The following is a 14978-nucleotide window of genomic DNA, read 5'->3' as shown; positions in this document are numbered from 1 at the left end:
TTAAGAGGAAACTAAGATAAACTATTAATCAGTAACGATCAATTTCTTGTTATAACATATTCTTGTTATGTCCGGCTGGCAAACATACGTTCCACGGCTTCCTTCCTGAACAGAAAGATATCCCTCAGCTGCCGCTGCACAAAAAGCGCATGGGCCGCTGTACCTAATACGCCGAAAGGCAGTGAGTAATGCACAATATCAGTCATCTTGACCCCTTCCGGCACAGCCTCAAAATGATGCTGGTGGTGCCACATACGGTAGGGCCCTTCCCGCTGTTCATCAATAAAGTACTTCCCTTCCACCACATGAGTGATTTCTGTCATCCAGCGTATAGGAATGCTCAGCACCGGGCGGATAATGTAGGTAATGATCTGCCCTGCATACACCGGCTTGTCTGTCTGCGGAGATGTAATGTCAAACCGCATATAAGCAGGCGTAATCTTTTCAAGATTTTCAGCCCTTGAAAAGAACTTCCAGGCTTCTTCCATATTGGTGTTTAGTACCTGTTCATACTGTAAACGATAGATTTTTGCCATAACTTCATAGTCTATTTTGTAAGGCCCGGAGAGCCAGCTTCAAATATAGTAATGTCCAAAGATCAGTACCAACATCATTTCAGGGAAATGTATGCCCGCCTGAACAGGCAGCAGCGTGACGCCGTTGATCAGACGGAGGGTCCTGTTATGGTCATAGCCGGACCAGGTACCGGTAAAACACAGATCCTGGCTTCCCGCATTGGTAAGATACTGCAGGATACCGATTACCTGCCACAGAACATTCTCTGTCTTACATATACGGATGCCGGCACCGTAGCGATGCGCAAACGCCTGACCGACTTCATTGGTCCTGACGCTTATCGTGTCAATATTCATACCTTCCACTCCTTCTGTAATGAGGTTATTCAGGACAATCTGCGGCTATTTGACAAACATAGCCTCGACCCGGCCTCCGAACTTGAAAAGATCCAGCTGCTCAAGAGGCTGATAGACGGCTTCACGAAAGACAATCCGCTGAAACGGTATAGAGGAGATGTATATTTCGATATGAAACATCTTGCCCACCTTTTTTCTACCATGAAAAGGGAAGGCTGGACTGTGGAATTTATAACAACCGCTATTACCGACTATATAGAAGGTCTTCCCCAACGGGAGGACTTTATAGCCAGGAAAGCTACCGGCGTATACACCCGGGGTGAGGTACGCACTGACAAAATAGCAAGGGAGAGGGAGAAGATGGTCCGGCTGCAGGCAGCTGTGGAGCAGTTTCCTGTATACAATGCCTTACTGCATGCCGCTGGCCGCTATGATTTTGACGACATGATCAACTGGGTAACCGGCGCTTTTGACAGCCATCCTGATCTATTGGCTGACTACCAGGAGAAGTACCAGTATATACTTGTTGACGAATACCAGGATACCAGTGGTATCCAAAACAAACTTATCTACCAGCTGATAGGCGGTCAGTCACAGCCCAATATCTTTGTAGTAGGGGACGACGACCAATCCATATATCGCTTTCAGGGGGCCAGTATTGAGAATATGGCCACATTTGCAGACACTTTTGCCGATACCCTTCGTACTATAGTACTGACCGACAATTACAGGTCTGACCAGCCAATACTGGATGCCGCCATGTCGCTGATAGAGAGTAACGGCGATGCCCGGCTGGTAAATCAGTTACCCGGACTGGACAAAACACTTGTATCAGCAAAAGTGACAGATCAGCCATCATTGCCACCCGTGATCAACAGTTACAGCACCCCCGGCGATGAAATGGCAGGCATCACACAACAGATTGCCGGTTTACTGGATAGCGGCATACTACCAGGTAGAATTGCCGTAATATACCGGGAGAATAGGTATGGTGAGGAACTGGCCAGATACTGCCGGTTACAGCAACTGCCCTTCTATTCCAAACGCAGCATCAATTTATTTGAGCTTCCCTTTGCGCGTAAGGTGCTGAGCATACTCCGTTACCTGGCCTGTGAGGTAGATACACCTTACAGTGGCGATGACCTGCTGTTTTCCATACTACATTATGATTTTTACGATATACCGGCCATTGAAGTTGCTAAGATCAGCATCCGTGCTGCGGAGAAAGGATACCGTGAGAAATCTTCCATCCGGCAATATCTACAGGAATGGGCGCATACCCGTAACCTGACACTCTTTACAGCAGCGCCTGAAGAGGCATTAGTAGACTTTTCCCGTACCATGGAAAAGCTGGTGAAAGATGCACATAACCTGCCATTGCAACAGCTGTTTGCCGCTATCATTAATGAATGCGGTATACTGTCTTACGTAATGAAAGCGCCGGATAGCCCCTGGCTGATGAAGGTATTGCAGGCCATCTTCGACTTTATAAAAGCGGAAACGCATCGCAATCCAGATCTGTCACTCGTGCCTTTTATGGACATGGTTGATCTGATGCAGCATAATGGAATTACCATACCGGTAGTACAAGTGTCGGGCAATGAGACAGGCATTAATCTGCTGACGGCTCACGGAGCTAAGGGGCTGGAGTTTGAATATGTATTTATCGCAGGCGCGAATGCCCATCTTTGGGAAAATAAGGTCAGGAGTAATGCCGGCTTCTCTTTCCCGGATACACTGTTCACTACCACCCTTACCAGCTCTGATGAGCAGGAACTGAGGCGGTTGTTTTATGTGGCTATGACCCGTGCGGAACGACGATTATATATCAGTTATCCTGAATACCGGACCGATGGCAAGCCGCTGGAGCCAAGCCTTTTTGTTACAGAAATACTTGCGCACCACCCCTCGGGAGTGGAGAAGATCATGATCCCCGAGGAGGTAAGGCTGAAGTTTGAAGCCTTGCAATATACGCGAGGCATCGCCCCGGAAATAGCCCGCAACGACCAACCTTTCATTGATACCCTGCTGGCTGGTTTTGTGATGAATGTAACTGCGCTGAATAACTATCTTGATTGCCCCCTGGGCTTTTACTATAAAAACGTCATTCGGGTACCATTGGGCCGCTCTGAGAATACCGAATTTGGCTCCGCGGTACACTATGCCCTGGAAAAGCTGTTTCAGAAAATGCAGGAGAGCGGTAATTATCAATTTCCACCGAAGGAAGAGTTCATCCGGGATTTTACGTGGAGTATGTTACGTAACCGGGAGAGCTTTACCAGGGAATCATTTGAGAGACGGCTGGAATATGGAAAGGTCATCCTTGATCAATATTATAACACCTGGCTGCCTCATTGGAATAAAGTTGTCAGCGTAGAAAGGAACATCCGCAGTGTGGTGGTTAGCGGTGTACCCTTGAAGGGGAAGATCGATAAACTTGAATTTGACGGTAATCTGGTGAATGTTGTGGACTACAAAACCGGTGATTATGAGAAGGCTATCAAAGATTACCAGAAATTTAACAGACCTGATCAGCAGCACCCTAATGGAGGCGACTATTGGCGACAGGCGGTGTTTTACAAGATATTGCTGGACAACTACCGGCAGAAGAACTGGCAGGTGATCAGTACTGAATTTGACTTTATTGAGCCTAATAAACAACAACGCTACCACCGGGAAAAGGTGGTCATATCGCCTGAAGATGTGCGGCTGGTTACTGCGCAGATAGTGTCTACCTGGACCAAAATACAGAACAGGGAGTTTTATACCGGCTGCGGCAAAAAAGAGTGCGCCTGGTGTAACTTCGTGAAAGACAATAAACTACATGTAGCATTGCATGACGTCAGCGACGAAGAGGAGTATCAGCGCCCCTATCTGCCCGGACAGTTGCTACAACAACAATCATTACCTGACAGTTGAAGTGACTGTACTCCGTCAAGCCATACAGCACCACCAATATCTGCCCTGAGTGGCAGATTTGGATATTACTGATTGGAGTTTGATCTTTGGAACCGGTTTTTGGAATAACACAATTAAATGATGACTCATAATTTCCGTTGCTGGGCTGTCTGGCTGTTAGTGATAAGCGCCTGTATTTATCTGATTCCGGGCTGTGCCAATATCGTTCCTCCAAGTGGTGGCCCGAAGGATACTCTGGCACCAAGAGTAGTGAATATCAGTCCGGCGGATTCAACCCTTCATTTCAATAGTAAAAAGGTATACTTCACATTCAATGAATTTGTGCAGGTAGACAATGTATTTGAGAAGCTCATCGTCTCTCCTACGCTAAAACGCACACCTACCGTAACCTACAAGTTACGTACAGTAACAATGGAGATTAAGGATACCCTGCAGGAGAATACCACTTATACATTCAACTTCAGTGATGCAGTGCGTGACAATAATGAAAGTAATCCTATTCAGGACTTTCAATATGTGGTATCTACCGGCGATTACCTGGATTCGTTACAGGTAAGAGGCTTTATCATAGATGCACAGACCGGCAGACCTGACAGTAATGTATCTGTAATGATCTACCGCAGTGATGTTGACTCCGTAGTGTCGAAGGAAAAGCCTGTATATTTTGCCCGTTCCAAAGGTAATGGCTCGTTCTGGTTCAGGAATATGGCACCCGGCGACTATAAGCTATTTGCGCTTAAGGAAGAAGACCGGGACCTGCAGTATAATCAGCCGAAGGAAATGATTGCTTTTAATGATAGCCTGTTACACCTGCGCGAGCAAAACCTGAGCGATATCACCATGCTGCTGTTCACAGAGCAGGATAGCACGTTGAAGAAGCCGGACGACATGCAAACAGATGCGGAGGTTGCACAGGAAGAGGCAGATAAGCGGGAAGAAGAGAAAGAGAAGGAAAAAGATAAAAAGAAAAGACGTATTCTGAATATATCGCCAGACCTGGCAGATAACAGACAGGAACTGGGAAAGCCATTGCTGGTGACATTTAGTGCACCGCTTAAAACGTTTGATAGTACAGCCTTCACCCTCACACAGGATACGCTGTTCACCCCAGTGGAGTTTACCACATCTATGGATTCCACCAGGACGAAGCTATATGTGAATTATGACTGGAAGGAAGGTAAACCTTACAGATTGATCATACCAAAGGAGTCAGTAGCTGATACTACCGGGTTGCAGCCTACCAAGTCAGATACGATCAGCTTTGCCGCCAAGAAAGAGTCTGACTATGGTAAAGCTATGCTGACCCTCGTGCTAAGCGATAGTGCCAAGGCAAATATCAGCGATACGATGCACTATGTAGCACAGCTCGTCGTGAATAAAGAGATTAAGTACGCTGGAAAGGTGGTGAATGGTACGTGGATACAGAAGCGTATTACGCCGGCAGAGTATGAAGTATATATCCTGCTGGATGAAAATAATAATGGCAAATGGGATCGGGGCGTTTATTACGGCACCCCAAAGAAACAGCCGGAACGGGTAGTCAGCTTTCCTAAGAAGGAGAATATAAAGGCCAACTGGGGCGTCAAGATAAGGGTCAATATTTAGCCACTTGATGGTAGGAACCTCCCGGATAACAATTCGTACGCATCATCCGTAATTGAGTTAATTTTACAGTATGATATTTTCCTCCGCCCTGATAGAGAATGCAGTTAATGAGTTTGCGCGGTTGCCGGGCATAGGCAAGAAAACAGCGTTACGTCTTGTCCTGCACCTGCTGAAGCAGGACCCCGGACAGGTAAAACTGTTTGGTGAGGTTATAACCCGTATGCGGGAGCAGATTAAATTCTGCAAGGTATGCCATAACGTATCTGACCAGGAAGTATGCAGTATATGCAGTAGTCCGTCACGTAATAAGGCATTGGTATGCGTGGTAGAGAACATCCGAGATGTGATGGCGATTGAGAATACCCAGCAATTCAATGGGGTGTACCATGTATTGGGCGGGATCATCTCTCCTATTGATGGCGTCGGGCCGGACCAGCTGAATATTTATTCACTAGTGGAGCGGGTGCAACAGCAGGGAATTGAGGAGATCATTATGGCACTCAGTCCTACAATTGAGGGTGATACGACCATCTACTATCTTTCAAAGAAGCTGAAGGAGTTTCCGGTTAAGATCACAACAATAGCTCGGGGTATTGCTTTTGGCGGTGAACTGGAGTATGCGGATGAGATGACGCTGGCCAGATCTATTTCCAACAGGCTGCCATTAGAGAGCTACGTACAGAAATAATATACAGGCTGTATACTAAACGTTTTACAGCATACACTGATAAGCAAAACGCTGAACACAGAATGGATGTCCATTTCGTGTTCAGCGTTTTGCTTAAAAAGATACGAGTGCTGAATAACACCCGTGTGTGTTTAACCTGTAATTCCACGTTATGAAAAAAGGTGATGGTTGGTTTCGTCTTTTAGGGGCAGGCTCACAGTGGATTGGCTGCATACTGCCCAGTATATTGACGGGTATTCACCCATGTTATATCTTTGTTATTGCGCTACTGAGTGTTATTCAGCGGCAACAGGTCAACGCTTTTCTTTCTTCGGCTCTTCTGCTGCCGGCTCATTTTCCCTCAATTCTTTCCAGCGTTGCATCTCATACTTGTTTAGAAAGCAGATCTTAAATACTTCTGACCCCTGTCGGTCAGCGTCAGCAGGTACCGGGTACAGTCCATACTGTGCCAGGTGTTGCTGCAGGCTGTTTACATGCTCAGCAATACTCATATCAATAATGATTTAAATGCAGGTTAAGAAACTAAGCGGTCAATGGTGGTAATGTGCCGGTTAGCAACAACAGCGCTGGTGATGACAGCTGTTGTTCAGAAGAAGCGTGTGCAGGGGCATGAATAGCCCTGGTGATTGTTGAACCTCTTTTTGCATCGTAATTCTCATTATGGAAGCAGAACTCCCTATTACCCTACAAATATAGTAGACTTTATAAATCAAAACAAATTTTTTCTCTTTCCTGTCCGGAACGGACGTGGTATATAAGCCTGAAAGCCGCGCCCATGGCTATAAATAGTTTTTGTATAAACTAATAGCTGACAGGTCGCCGCATTGTCAGGTTATCCTGATTCTATGAAGGCGGCGGCATGACTAGTGTCAGGACGCTTAAATGCAAGCCCGGAGCCTATTTTATAAGGTAATTATTAAGTACATTTGTTTATTAGTTTCTGCGGGTGGATTTGTTTATTGTTCGACCCTCAGACATTATTAAACTGTAACTAATAAACGTATTACAAATATGAAATCATTATCCCAATGTGCGGCTGAGCGCATTCTGATCATCGATGGGGCCATGGGTACTATGATCCAGCGTTATAAGCTGGAAGAAGCCGACTACAGAGGTGAGCGTTTTAAGAACTATCATCTTGATGTAAAAGGCAATAATGACCTGCTTTGTCTTACACAGCCTCATATTATCGAAGCTATACATAAAGAGTACCTTGAAGCCGGCGCTGATATTATTGAGACTAATACCTTCAGCAGTACGACCATTGCGATGGCAGACTACGATATGCAGGCGTTTGCTTTCGAGATGAATGTTGCGGCTGCCCGTATTGCTAAGAAAGCGGCCCAGGAGTATACAGCAAAGACACCGGATAAGCCCAGGTTTGTAGCCGGTGCCATTGGTCCTCTGAATAAAACATTATCACTCTCACCTGATGTAAACAATCCGGGGTTCCGTTCTGTTAGCTTTGACGAGGTAGTTGACGCTTATTACGAGCAGGTGAAGGGATTGCATGAAGGTGGTGCAGATATCCTGCTGATTGAGACAATTTTTGATACGTTGAACAGTAAGGCGGCCATCTTTGCTATTAAGAAATACTTCAGCGACATAGCACAGCCAGAACTGCCTGTAATGATATCCGGTACTATTACCGATGCTTCTGGCAGAACCCTGAGTGGTCAGACCCTGGAGGCATTCTACATATCTGTAATGCACGCAAAACCATTCTCAGTGGGCCTGAACTGTGCACTGGGAGGCAATCAGATGCGTCCTTATATTGAGGAACTGTCTCAGATTGCAGCCTGCAATGTCAGCTGTTATCCTAATGCCGGATTGCCAAATGCGTTTGGCGAATATGACGAAACACCTGACCAAACGGCACATATCATCGAAGATTTTGCGCGGGAGGGATTTGTGAATATTGTGGGTGGTTGCTGCGGAACAACGCCGGACCATATTCGTCATATTGCACAACATGTTAAGACAATGCGTCCAAGACCCCTTCCTGTACAGGAGGAAACACTGGCATAAATCCATATAAACAGGGTATTCCTACAATTACTACAGTAACACAAATGAGCGATACAATCACTTCTACAGATACCATACAAGCTGAAGCGCCTGCTAACCGCACCATTAAACCCTTCCTCCGCCTGAGCGGTCTGGAACCACTGGTGGTAAGGCCTGAGACTAACTTTATCAATATCGGGGAACGTACCAACGTTACCGGCTCCAAGAAATTCGCCCGCCTGATCAGGGAAGGCCTTTATGAAGAAGCGCTTTCCGTAGCCCGTCAGCAGGTAGAAAATGGGGCCCAGGTGCTGGATGTGAATATGGATGACGCCCTGCTCGATGGCGAAAAAGCAATGACTACTTTCCTTAACCTGCTGGCTGCAGAACCGGATATCTCCAAGATACCGGTGATGATTGACTCCAGTAAATTCTCCATCATCGAGGCAGGCCTTAAATGCCTGCAGGGTAAGTGTATTGTAAACTCAATCAGCCTGAAGGAAGGAGAAGCTAAATTCATTGAACAGGCCCGCATATGCAAAGCATTTGGTGCTGCTGTGGTAGTAATGGCTTTTGATGAATATGGCCAGGCAGATACTGAAGAGAAAAAAGTCGCCTTCTGCCACCGCTCCTACAAGATACTTACGGAAAAAGTAGGTTTTGATCCACAGGACATCATCTTTGACCCGAACATCTTTGCAATTGCAACGGGTATAGAAGAGCATAATAACTATGCGGTGGACTTTATCAATGCCACCCGCCGTATTAAAGAACTGATGCCTCTGACCAGCGTAAGCGGCGGGGTTAGTAATATCTCTTTCTCATTCCGTGGTAACGACGTAGTACGTGAAGCAATGCACTCCGCATTTCTATACTATGCGATTAAGGCGGGCATGAATATGGGTATTGTCAATGCCGGCATGCTTCAGATATATGATGAGATAGAGCCTGAATTGCGTGAACTGTGTGATGATGCTATTCTGAACCGCCGCGAAGATGCAACAGAACGACTGATTGCTTTTGCTGAAACAGTAAAAAGTAAAGGTAAAGTCATCGAAAAAGATGAGTCCTGGCGTCATGGCACTGTAGAAGAAAGACTTAGTCATGCATTGGTGAACGGTATTACCGATTACATTGATGCCGATACAGAAGAAGCCCGTCAGAAGTATCCACGTCCGCTCGATGTGATCGAAGGACCGCTGATGGACGGTATGAATATAGTGGGTGACCTGTTTGGCAGTGGTAAAATGTTCTTACCACAGGTAGTGAAAAGCGCCCGTGTGATGAAGAAATCAGTAGCTGTACTCACCCCATATATCGAGGAAGAGAAGCAACGATTGGTAGCTGAGAATGGTGGTGTGGTGAAATCTGCTGGTAAGATTCTGCTGGCTACCGTGAAAGGCGACGTACATGATATCGGTAAGAATATTGTGGGCGTAGTGCTTGGCTGTAATGGCTATGACATAGTAGACATGGGTGTAATGGTACCTGCGGAAAAGATCCTTCAGAAAGCACGCGAGGAACAGGTAGATATCATTGGCCTGAGTGGTCTGATTACACCTAGCCTCGATGAAATGGTACATGTAGCCAGGGAAATGAAACGTCAGCAGTTTGAAGTACCACTCATCATTGGTGGAGCAACTACTTCCCGTACCCATACAGCTGTTAAAATCGCTCCGGAGTACGAACATGGCGTAATCCATGTACTGGATGCATCACGTAGCGTAACAGTTACAGGAAGCCTGTTAAACAAGGCACTAAAAAAGACCTTCCTGGACGATGTTAAACTGGAATACCAGAAACTAAATGAAAATTTCCGGAATAAGAAACCGGTAAAACAATATCTGCCTATTGCAGAAGCACGCCAGCACAAGGCTATCAAAGATTGGAGCAACTATAAGCCAGTAGTACCTAAACAACTGGGCGTAAAGGCGTTCCACAATTACGACCTGGCTGAAATAGCAGAATATATTGACTGGCAGCCATTCTTTATATCCTGGGAACTGCACGGGAAATTCCCTCAGATCCTTACAGACGAGATCGTGGGTGTAGAAGCAAGCCGCCTGTATGAAGACGCCAAAGTAATGCTGAAGCGTATTGTAGAAGAAAAATGGCTAACTGCAAATGGCGTAATCGGCCTGTTCCCTGCACAGCGTACAGCAGATGATACCATCACGGTACAATCCCCTCAACCAGGACAAGGCGCAGTGCAGCTGGAATGTTTGCGCCAGCAGCTAAAGAAAGCACCAGGACAGCCGAACTTCTCACTGGCCGATTTCATTGCGCCGGTTGAATCAGGCATCCAGGATTATATGGGGGCATTTGCGGTAACAACTGGCGGTGACATCGAGAAGTGGCTGGAACAATTCAAGACAGACCTTGACGACTATAGCAGCATCATGTTAAAAGCACTTGCAGATAGACTTGTAGAGGCCTTCGCAGAACTGATGCACAAGCGGGTAAGAAAAGAGTTCTGGGGGTATGCCAACAATGAGCAATTAAGCAATGATGAGCTGATCCGCGAGGAATATTCAGGTATACGCCCAGCTCCTGGTTACCCGGCGTGTCCTGAACACACAGAGAAATACAAGCTGTTTGACATGCTGAATGCAACCGAAAATACCGGTATTACTCTTACAGAGTCTCTGGCAATGTATCCTGCTTCAAGCGTTAGCGGCTGGTATTTTGCCCATCCTGAAGCTAAGTACTTCGGCCTTGGTAAGATCGAAAAAGACCAGGTAGAAGATTATGCAGCACGTAAGGGATGGACAATAGAAGAAGCTGAAAAATGGCTTCGCCCCGTACTGGAATACGACATGTAAATGATTCGATAGAGCCGGTAGTCTCAGGGCTGCCGGCTTTTTTTTATAACCAACACTATTATCCCGATTTCCGTGGATAATTGACTTACCACACCATGAGAATTGTTTCTTATAATGTAAACGGACTGCGTTCTGCCATGACTAAGGGTTTTACCGAATGGCTGAAAACAGATCCTGCCGATATTATCTGCCTGCAAGAGATCAAGGCGCATAAAGACAATGTAGACTATCAGCAGTTTGAGGCGCTGGGTTATGAACATTACTGGTATCCTGCACAAAAGAAAGGTTACAGCGGCGTTGCCGTACTGACCAGAATAAAGCCTGATTATGTACAATATGGTAACGGCTTCATGCAGAGTGATGCTGAGGGACGCGTTATCCGCCTTGACTTTGGTGATATTACATTGATCAATACCTACATGCCATCAGGTACCAGTGGAGATGAAAGGCAGACCTATAAATACCAGTGGCTGGATGAGTTTTATGGCTATGTAGAGCAGCTTAAAACAACGCGTCAGAATGTGATAATCTGCGGTGATTATAATATCTGCCATAAGCCAATAGACATCCATGATCCCGTAGGTAATAAGAACTCTTCAGGCTTTCTGCCGGAAGAACGTGCATGGCTGGACAAATTGTTTGCCAGCGGCTTTACAGATACTTTCCGGCACTATCATCCGGAGCCGCATCAATACAGCTGGTGGAGCTTCCGTGCTAATGCAAGGAACAATAACAAGGGCTGGCGTATCGACTATATCAGTGTTACTACATCTTTGCAGACAAGGCTGAAAGACGCGCAGATCTGGCAGGATATAAAGCATTCAGACCATTGCCCTATATATCTTCAACTGGAATCCTAAAGCCATATTATACATGCTTATTTACAACGTAACAACTAAGGTAACTCACTCCATTAATGAGCGGTGGCTGCAATGGATGAAAGAAGAACATATCCCTGCGATAATGGCTACTGGGCTTTTTCATGATTACCGTATCTGCAGACTACTTGAGCAGGATGATGAGGATGGTCCTACCTACTCAGCTCAGTACTTTACAGATACACTGGAGAATTATCAGACGTTTCTTGCAGAACATGCACCTCAGCTAAGACAGCGCAGCTACGAGGTTTTCAGCAATCAGTTTGTATCTTTCAATACAGTGATGCAGATAGTGTAGATGTTAAACTTATCCACAGGAAATCCACTGATCATCGGGGGTTCAGACTTTGGTACAATACTTGGAACGTTGATGCGTTTATAGTAAATACAACAGCAAACATGCTATCATAGCGGTTTTCATCAAAACGAGGCGTCTTTCCTAACGATGCCCCGAGAAGTGCCAATCTGCTGTAACCGTTACCTGTAGGCGCTTTCAGCCGATGTTTTTTTGGTTAAAAAAGATTCAAAAAATTTGGTAATCTGATAAAACGCGCTATATTTGCTCACATCAAACATTTTATTCACTAGTTAAATCTTACTAGCTATGAACAAAGCCGAATTAATCGACAAGCTGGCAAAAGATGCCGGTATCACTAAAACCCAAGCTAACGAAGCACTGGATTCTTTCACTAAAGCTGTTGCAGATACCCTGAAAAAAGGTGGTAAAGTAACCTTAGTAGGTTTCGGTACTTTCTCTGTTTCTAAACGTGCTGCTCGTAACGGTAGAAACCCACAGACTGGCCAGATCATCAAGATCAAAGCTAAGAAAGTTGCTAAATTCAAGGCTGGTAAGGCTCTGTCCGACAAGCTTTAATCTGTTAGCTTAACTTATTCAAGCAAGGAACAGCACTGTTTCTTGCTTTTTTTTTGCATTTAACCCCGGCTATTACGTAATTTGCGGCTTAATTAGCGGGGTGTAATATCCTCAGTTAACAAACATCAAACTATAAAACTTCAAACTGTTCACAATGGGTAGAGGTGATATCAAAACCAAAAAAGGCAAGATTTCTAACGGTTCTTTCGGTAAGTCAAGACCAGCAAAACCAAAGAAAGCCGTTGCTGCTAAGGCTGAAAAGAAAGCCTAACTCAATTAGGAATTAGGAATTAAGAATCAGGAATAGAGACGCGGGTATTAAAATCCTCTTCTTATTTTCCTGGCTTAATTCAGGCGAAACAGCATTTGTCACAACTGAAATTCCTAATTCCTAATTCTTATCTCCTATTTTTTGCCCTTATCTCATGGCGCAAGTCTGTCAATAATCCACTTTCCACCCTCCTGTGAGTATAATATCCTGTCATGCAGACGGCTACTACGCCCCTGCCAAAATTCAACCTTTACTGGTTTAACCACATAACCACCCCAGTATACAGGACGTTTAGGGTCTTCCAACACATATCTTTCTGCAACAATTCTTACACTATCTTCCAGAAAGGCACGCCCCGGTATGATACGGCTCTGCGGAGAAGCAATTGCTCCAACGCGGCTACCCATAGGCCTGCTATTATAGTATTCATCGCTAATTTCAGAGGAGGTTCTGCTAACTGTTCCGTATATACGCACCTGCCTTTCCAGCTCTTTCCAGAAGAATAATAATGATACATTGGGATTAGCGGCAATATCCTGTGCCTTCTGACTTTCGTAGTTGGTGAAGAATACAAAGCCTTCTTCATCGAAACTTTTCAGCAATACAATACGCGCAGACGGAAAACCATCAGGTGTACTGGTAGCCAGGGTCATCGCATTAGGCTCTTCCAGCTGTCCTGTGGTGGCATCCTTCCACCAACGTTCAAATTGTTGTAATGGGTCCGGTGCCACATCCTGCTCATCAAGTGAAGCAAGGCGATAGTCTTTGCGCAGATCTGCTACTTCTTTATTCAACATGGTCCTGTTTTTAACTGACGCAAAGATACTTATAAACAAAGGATCTAGCGGACGAGGGTGCTATGATCATAGTCAGTGCCAGGCATGACCAGCCATTTACCGAATCAAATATTTATTACTTTTATTGCATGAGAACCATACTATTATTCGCTATTACCTGTTGTGTGCTGGTGTCATGCAGCACCAAAACAAAGCAGTCATCCCAGGCGGCAAAAGCACCGGACCCTACGAAAACACCTTTTTACTATCTGCATCTGAAAGGGAAGATAGGCACAGAACCTATCACCATGGATCTGATAAAAGCTGGTCCTTGGGTATTCCGCGGCTATTATAGTTATGATAAGATCGGCGAGCCAATCATGATATGGGGAACTCCTGAAGGTGATAAGGTGATTGTATCAGAAAATACAGACCCAAATGAAGAAAGGTTATTTTCGGGCAAACTGGATAGCTTGGGAGGCTTTAAAGGTACCTGGAGGGGCAAGGGTACCTCCTATCCGTTTGAGCTCAAACCAAGCCTTGAAAATGCGGTTTCCCTGGATGTACTGTATGGGTCTGATTCCCTCCCCCTGTACCCGGGTAATCCTAACACCCCCATAGGACAGGCAACTAATTGCATTTTATGGCCCGCTGCAAGTACAGATGCAAGCGTTGCAGACTTTATACGTAAGAATATCACTGACGGTAAGCCGATCACAGATCCGGTTAAATTCCTCAAAAGAGATATAGACTCATTCCTGGCTACTTATAAAGTGACCGGCAAAGATCTGGACACTGCTGAAGGTATCCCTGCGGCTGCCAGCTGGGGCGCTGACGCCGATATGAAAGTGGTATGGAATAATTATCCGCTATTGGTACTTGAGTACTTCAGCTATGAATTTACCGGCGGTGCCCATGGTAACTATGGCGCGCACTACCAGGTACTCGATCTTGAGAAGAAGAAAGTGCTGAAGCCGGAAGATATACTCAAACCTGAATACAAAGAAGCACTGATACCGGAACTGGAGAAATCTATCCGGAAGATCTATAATATAGAACCAGGTCGCAGACTTGAAACAATGCTGCTGGTAAAGGAAATTGAACCTAACGACAACTTCCTGGTAACAGATAAAGGTATCGGTTTCAGCTATACCCCGTATGAAATCGGGCCATATGCAATGGGGCAGATTACCCTGTTCATACCTTTTAAGGATATTAAAAAGCTGCTGAAATAAAAATCAGGAACCAGAATAACAGACAGGGAAT

General features: G+C 45.4%; 13 protein-coding genes. 10 read left to right on the top strand and 3 right to left on the bottom strand.

All coding sequences use genetic code 11. The annotated features are described in order from the left end of the window. Positions 1-65: 65 nt before the first annotated feature. A complete protein-coding gene (locus tag K1Y79_RS18055) occupies positions 66-536 on the bottom strand; it encodes an SRPBCC family protein (RefSeq protein WP_220251562.1) in 471 nt (156 codons plus the stop codon). A 51-nt stretch (positions 537-587) separates the two neighbouring features. Between K1Y79_RS18055 and K1Y79_RS18050 the strand changes: the two genes are divergently transcribed. The 3 genes from K1Y79_RS18050 (at position 588) to recR (ending at position 6084) form a co-directional block, all read left to right on the top strand. Then, complete coding sequence (locus K1Y79_RS18050) at positions 588-3791, top strand: ATP-dependent helicase (protein ID WP_220251561.1); 3204 nt, start codon at positions 588-590, stop codon at positions 3789-3791. A 117-nt stretch (positions 3792-3908) separates the two neighbouring features. Further along, positions 3909-5396: an Ig-like domain-containing protein gene (locus K1Y79_RS18045; RefSeq protein ID WP_220251560.1), complete on the top strand. Its 1488-nt coding sequence runs from the start codon at positions 3909-3911 to the stop codon at positions 5394-5396. A gap of 70 nt (positions 5397-5466) precedes the next feature. Continuing rightward, a complete protein-coding gene (gene recR / locus K1Y79_RS18040) occupies positions 5467-6084 on the top strand; it encodes a recombination mediator RecR (RefSeq protein ID WP_220251559.1) in 618 nt (205 codons plus the stop codon). A 293-nt stretch (positions 6085-6377) separates the two neighbouring features. On the opposite strand, the gene K1Y79_RS18035 is transcribed toward recR, so the two are convergent. Next, complete coding sequence (locus tag K1Y79_RS18035; RefSeq protein ID WP_220251558.1) at positions 6378-6575, bottom strand: hypothetical protein; 198 nt, start codon at positions 6573-6575, stop codon at positions 6378-6380. Between the two features lie 520 nt (positions 6576-7095). On the opposite strand from K1Y79_RS18035, the gene K1Y79_RS18030 reads away from it, so the two are divergent. The 6 genes from K1Y79_RS18030 (at position 7096) to K1Y79_RS18005 (ending at position 12936) form a co-directional block, all read left to right on the top strand. Further along, on the top strand, positions 7096-8112 hold the full coding sequence (locus tag K1Y79_RS18030; protein ID WP_220251557.1) for a homocysteine S-methyltransferase family protein: 1017 nt from the start codon (positions 7096-7098) through the stop codon (positions 8110-8112). Positions 8113-8156: 44 nt separating this feature from the next. After that, the gene (metH, locus tag K1Y79_RS18025; RefSeq protein WP_220251556.1) at positions 8157-10913 is read left to right on the top strand and encodes a methionine synthase; all 2757 of its coding nucleotides are present in this window, start codon (positions 8157-8159) and stop codon (positions 10911-10913) included. Between the two features lie 95 nt (positions 10914-11008). Further along, positions 11009-11773, top strand: coding sequence for an exodeoxyribonuclease III (locus tag K1Y79_RS18020; RefSeq protein ID WP_220251555.1), 765 nt, complete (start codon positions 11009-11011; stop codon positions 11771-11773). A 13-nt stretch (positions 11774-11786) separates the two neighbouring features. After that, entirely contained in the window at positions 11787-12089 is a 303-nt protein-coding gene (locus tag K1Y79_RS18015; RefSeq protein ID WP_220251554.1) for a DUF4286 family protein, read from the top strand. Between the two features lie 306 nt (positions 12090-12395). After that, positions 12396-12665, top strand: coding sequence for an HU family DNA-binding protein (locus tag K1Y79_RS18010; protein ID WP_012788562.1), 270 nt, complete (start codon positions 12396-12398; stop codon positions 12663-12665). Between the two features lie 154 nt (positions 12666-12819). Next, complete coding sequence (locus K1Y79_RS18005) at positions 12820-12936, top strand: 30S ribosomal protein THX (protein WP_220251553.1); 117 nt, start codon at positions 12820-12822, stop codon at positions 12934-12936. A gap of 152 nt (positions 12937-13088) precedes the next feature. Here the strand turns inward: K1Y79_RS18005 and pdxH are convergent, their stop codons facing one another. After that, positions 13089-13733, bottom strand: coding sequence for a pyridoxamine 5'-phosphate oxidase (gene pdxH / locus K1Y79_RS18000; protein WP_220251552.1), 645 nt, complete (start codon positions 13731-13733; stop codon positions 13089-13091). A 128-nt stretch (positions 13734-13861) separates the two neighbouring features. Here pdxH and K1Y79_RS17995 point away from each other — a divergent pair, with 128 nt between their 5' ends. Further along, on the top strand, positions 13862-14947 hold the full coding sequence (locus K1Y79_RS17995) for a DUF3298 and DUF4163 domain-containing protein (RefSeq protein WP_220251551.1): 1086 nt from the start codon (positions 13862-13864) through the stop codon (positions 14945-14947). The last annotated feature ends 31 nt before the right edge of the window (positions 14948-14978 follow it).

This window comes from Chitinophaga rhizophila (genome assembly GCF_019492185.1).
Classification (GTDB): Bacteria; Bacteroidota; Bacteroidia; order Chitinophagales; family Chitinophagaceae; genus Chitinophaga; species Chitinophaga rhizophila.
Note: the sequence above shows the minus strand (reverse complement) of the source record. Positions and strands in the feature narration are given on the sequence as shown.

Bases quoted from the DNA above. Each gene is read 5' to 3' on its own strand.
- K1Y79_RS18055 (WP_220251562.1), bottom strand. From the start codon at position 536: ATGGCAAAAATCTATCGTTTACAGTATGAACAGGTACTAAACACCAAT.
- K1Y79_RS18050 (WP_220251561.1), top strand. From the start codon at position 588: ATGTCCAAAGATCAGTACCAACATCATTTCAGGGAAATGTATGCCCGC.
- K1Y79_RS18045 (WP_220251560.1), top strand. From the start codon at position 3,909: ATGATGACTCATAATTTCCGTTGCTGGGCTGTCTGGCTGTTAGTGATA.
- recR (WP_220251559.1), top strand. From the start codon at position 5,467: ATGATATTTTCCTCCGCCCTGATAGAGAATGCAGTTAATGAGTTTGCG.
- K1Y79_RS18035 (WP_220251558.1), bottom strand. From the start codon at position 6,575: ATGAGTATTGCTGAGCATGTAAACAGCCTGCAGCAACACCTGGCACAG.
- K1Y79_RS18030 (WP_220251557.1), top strand. From the start codon at position 7,096: ATGAAATCATTATCCCAATGTGCGGCTGAGCGCATTCTGATCATCGAT.
- metH (WP_220251556.1), top strand. From the start codon at position 8,157: ATGAGCGATACAATCACTTCTACAGATACCATACAAGCTGAAGCGCCT.
- K1Y79_RS18020 (WP_220251555.1), top strand. From the start codon at position 11,009: ATGAGAATTGTTTCTTATAATGTAAACGGACTGCGTTCTGCCATGACT.
- K1Y79_RS18015 (WP_220251554.1), top strand. From the start codon at position 11,787: ATGCTTATTTACAACGTAACAACTAAGGTAACTCACTCCATTAATGAG.
- K1Y79_RS18010 (WP_012788562.1), top strand. From the start codon at position 12,396: ATGAACAAAGCCGAATTAATCGACAAGCTGGCAAAAGATGCCGGTATC.
- K1Y79_RS18005 (WP_220251553.1), top strand. From the start codon at position 12,820: ATGGGTAGAGGTGATATCAAAACCAAAAAAGGCAAGATTTCTAACGGT.
- pdxH (WP_220251552.1), bottom strand. From the start codon at position 13,733: ATGTTGAATAAAGAAGTAGCAGATCTGCGCAAAGACTATCGCCTTGCT.
- K1Y79_RS17995 (WP_220251551.1), top strand. From the start codon at position 13,862: ATGAGAACCATACTATTATTCGCTATTACCTGTTGTGTGCTGGTGTCA.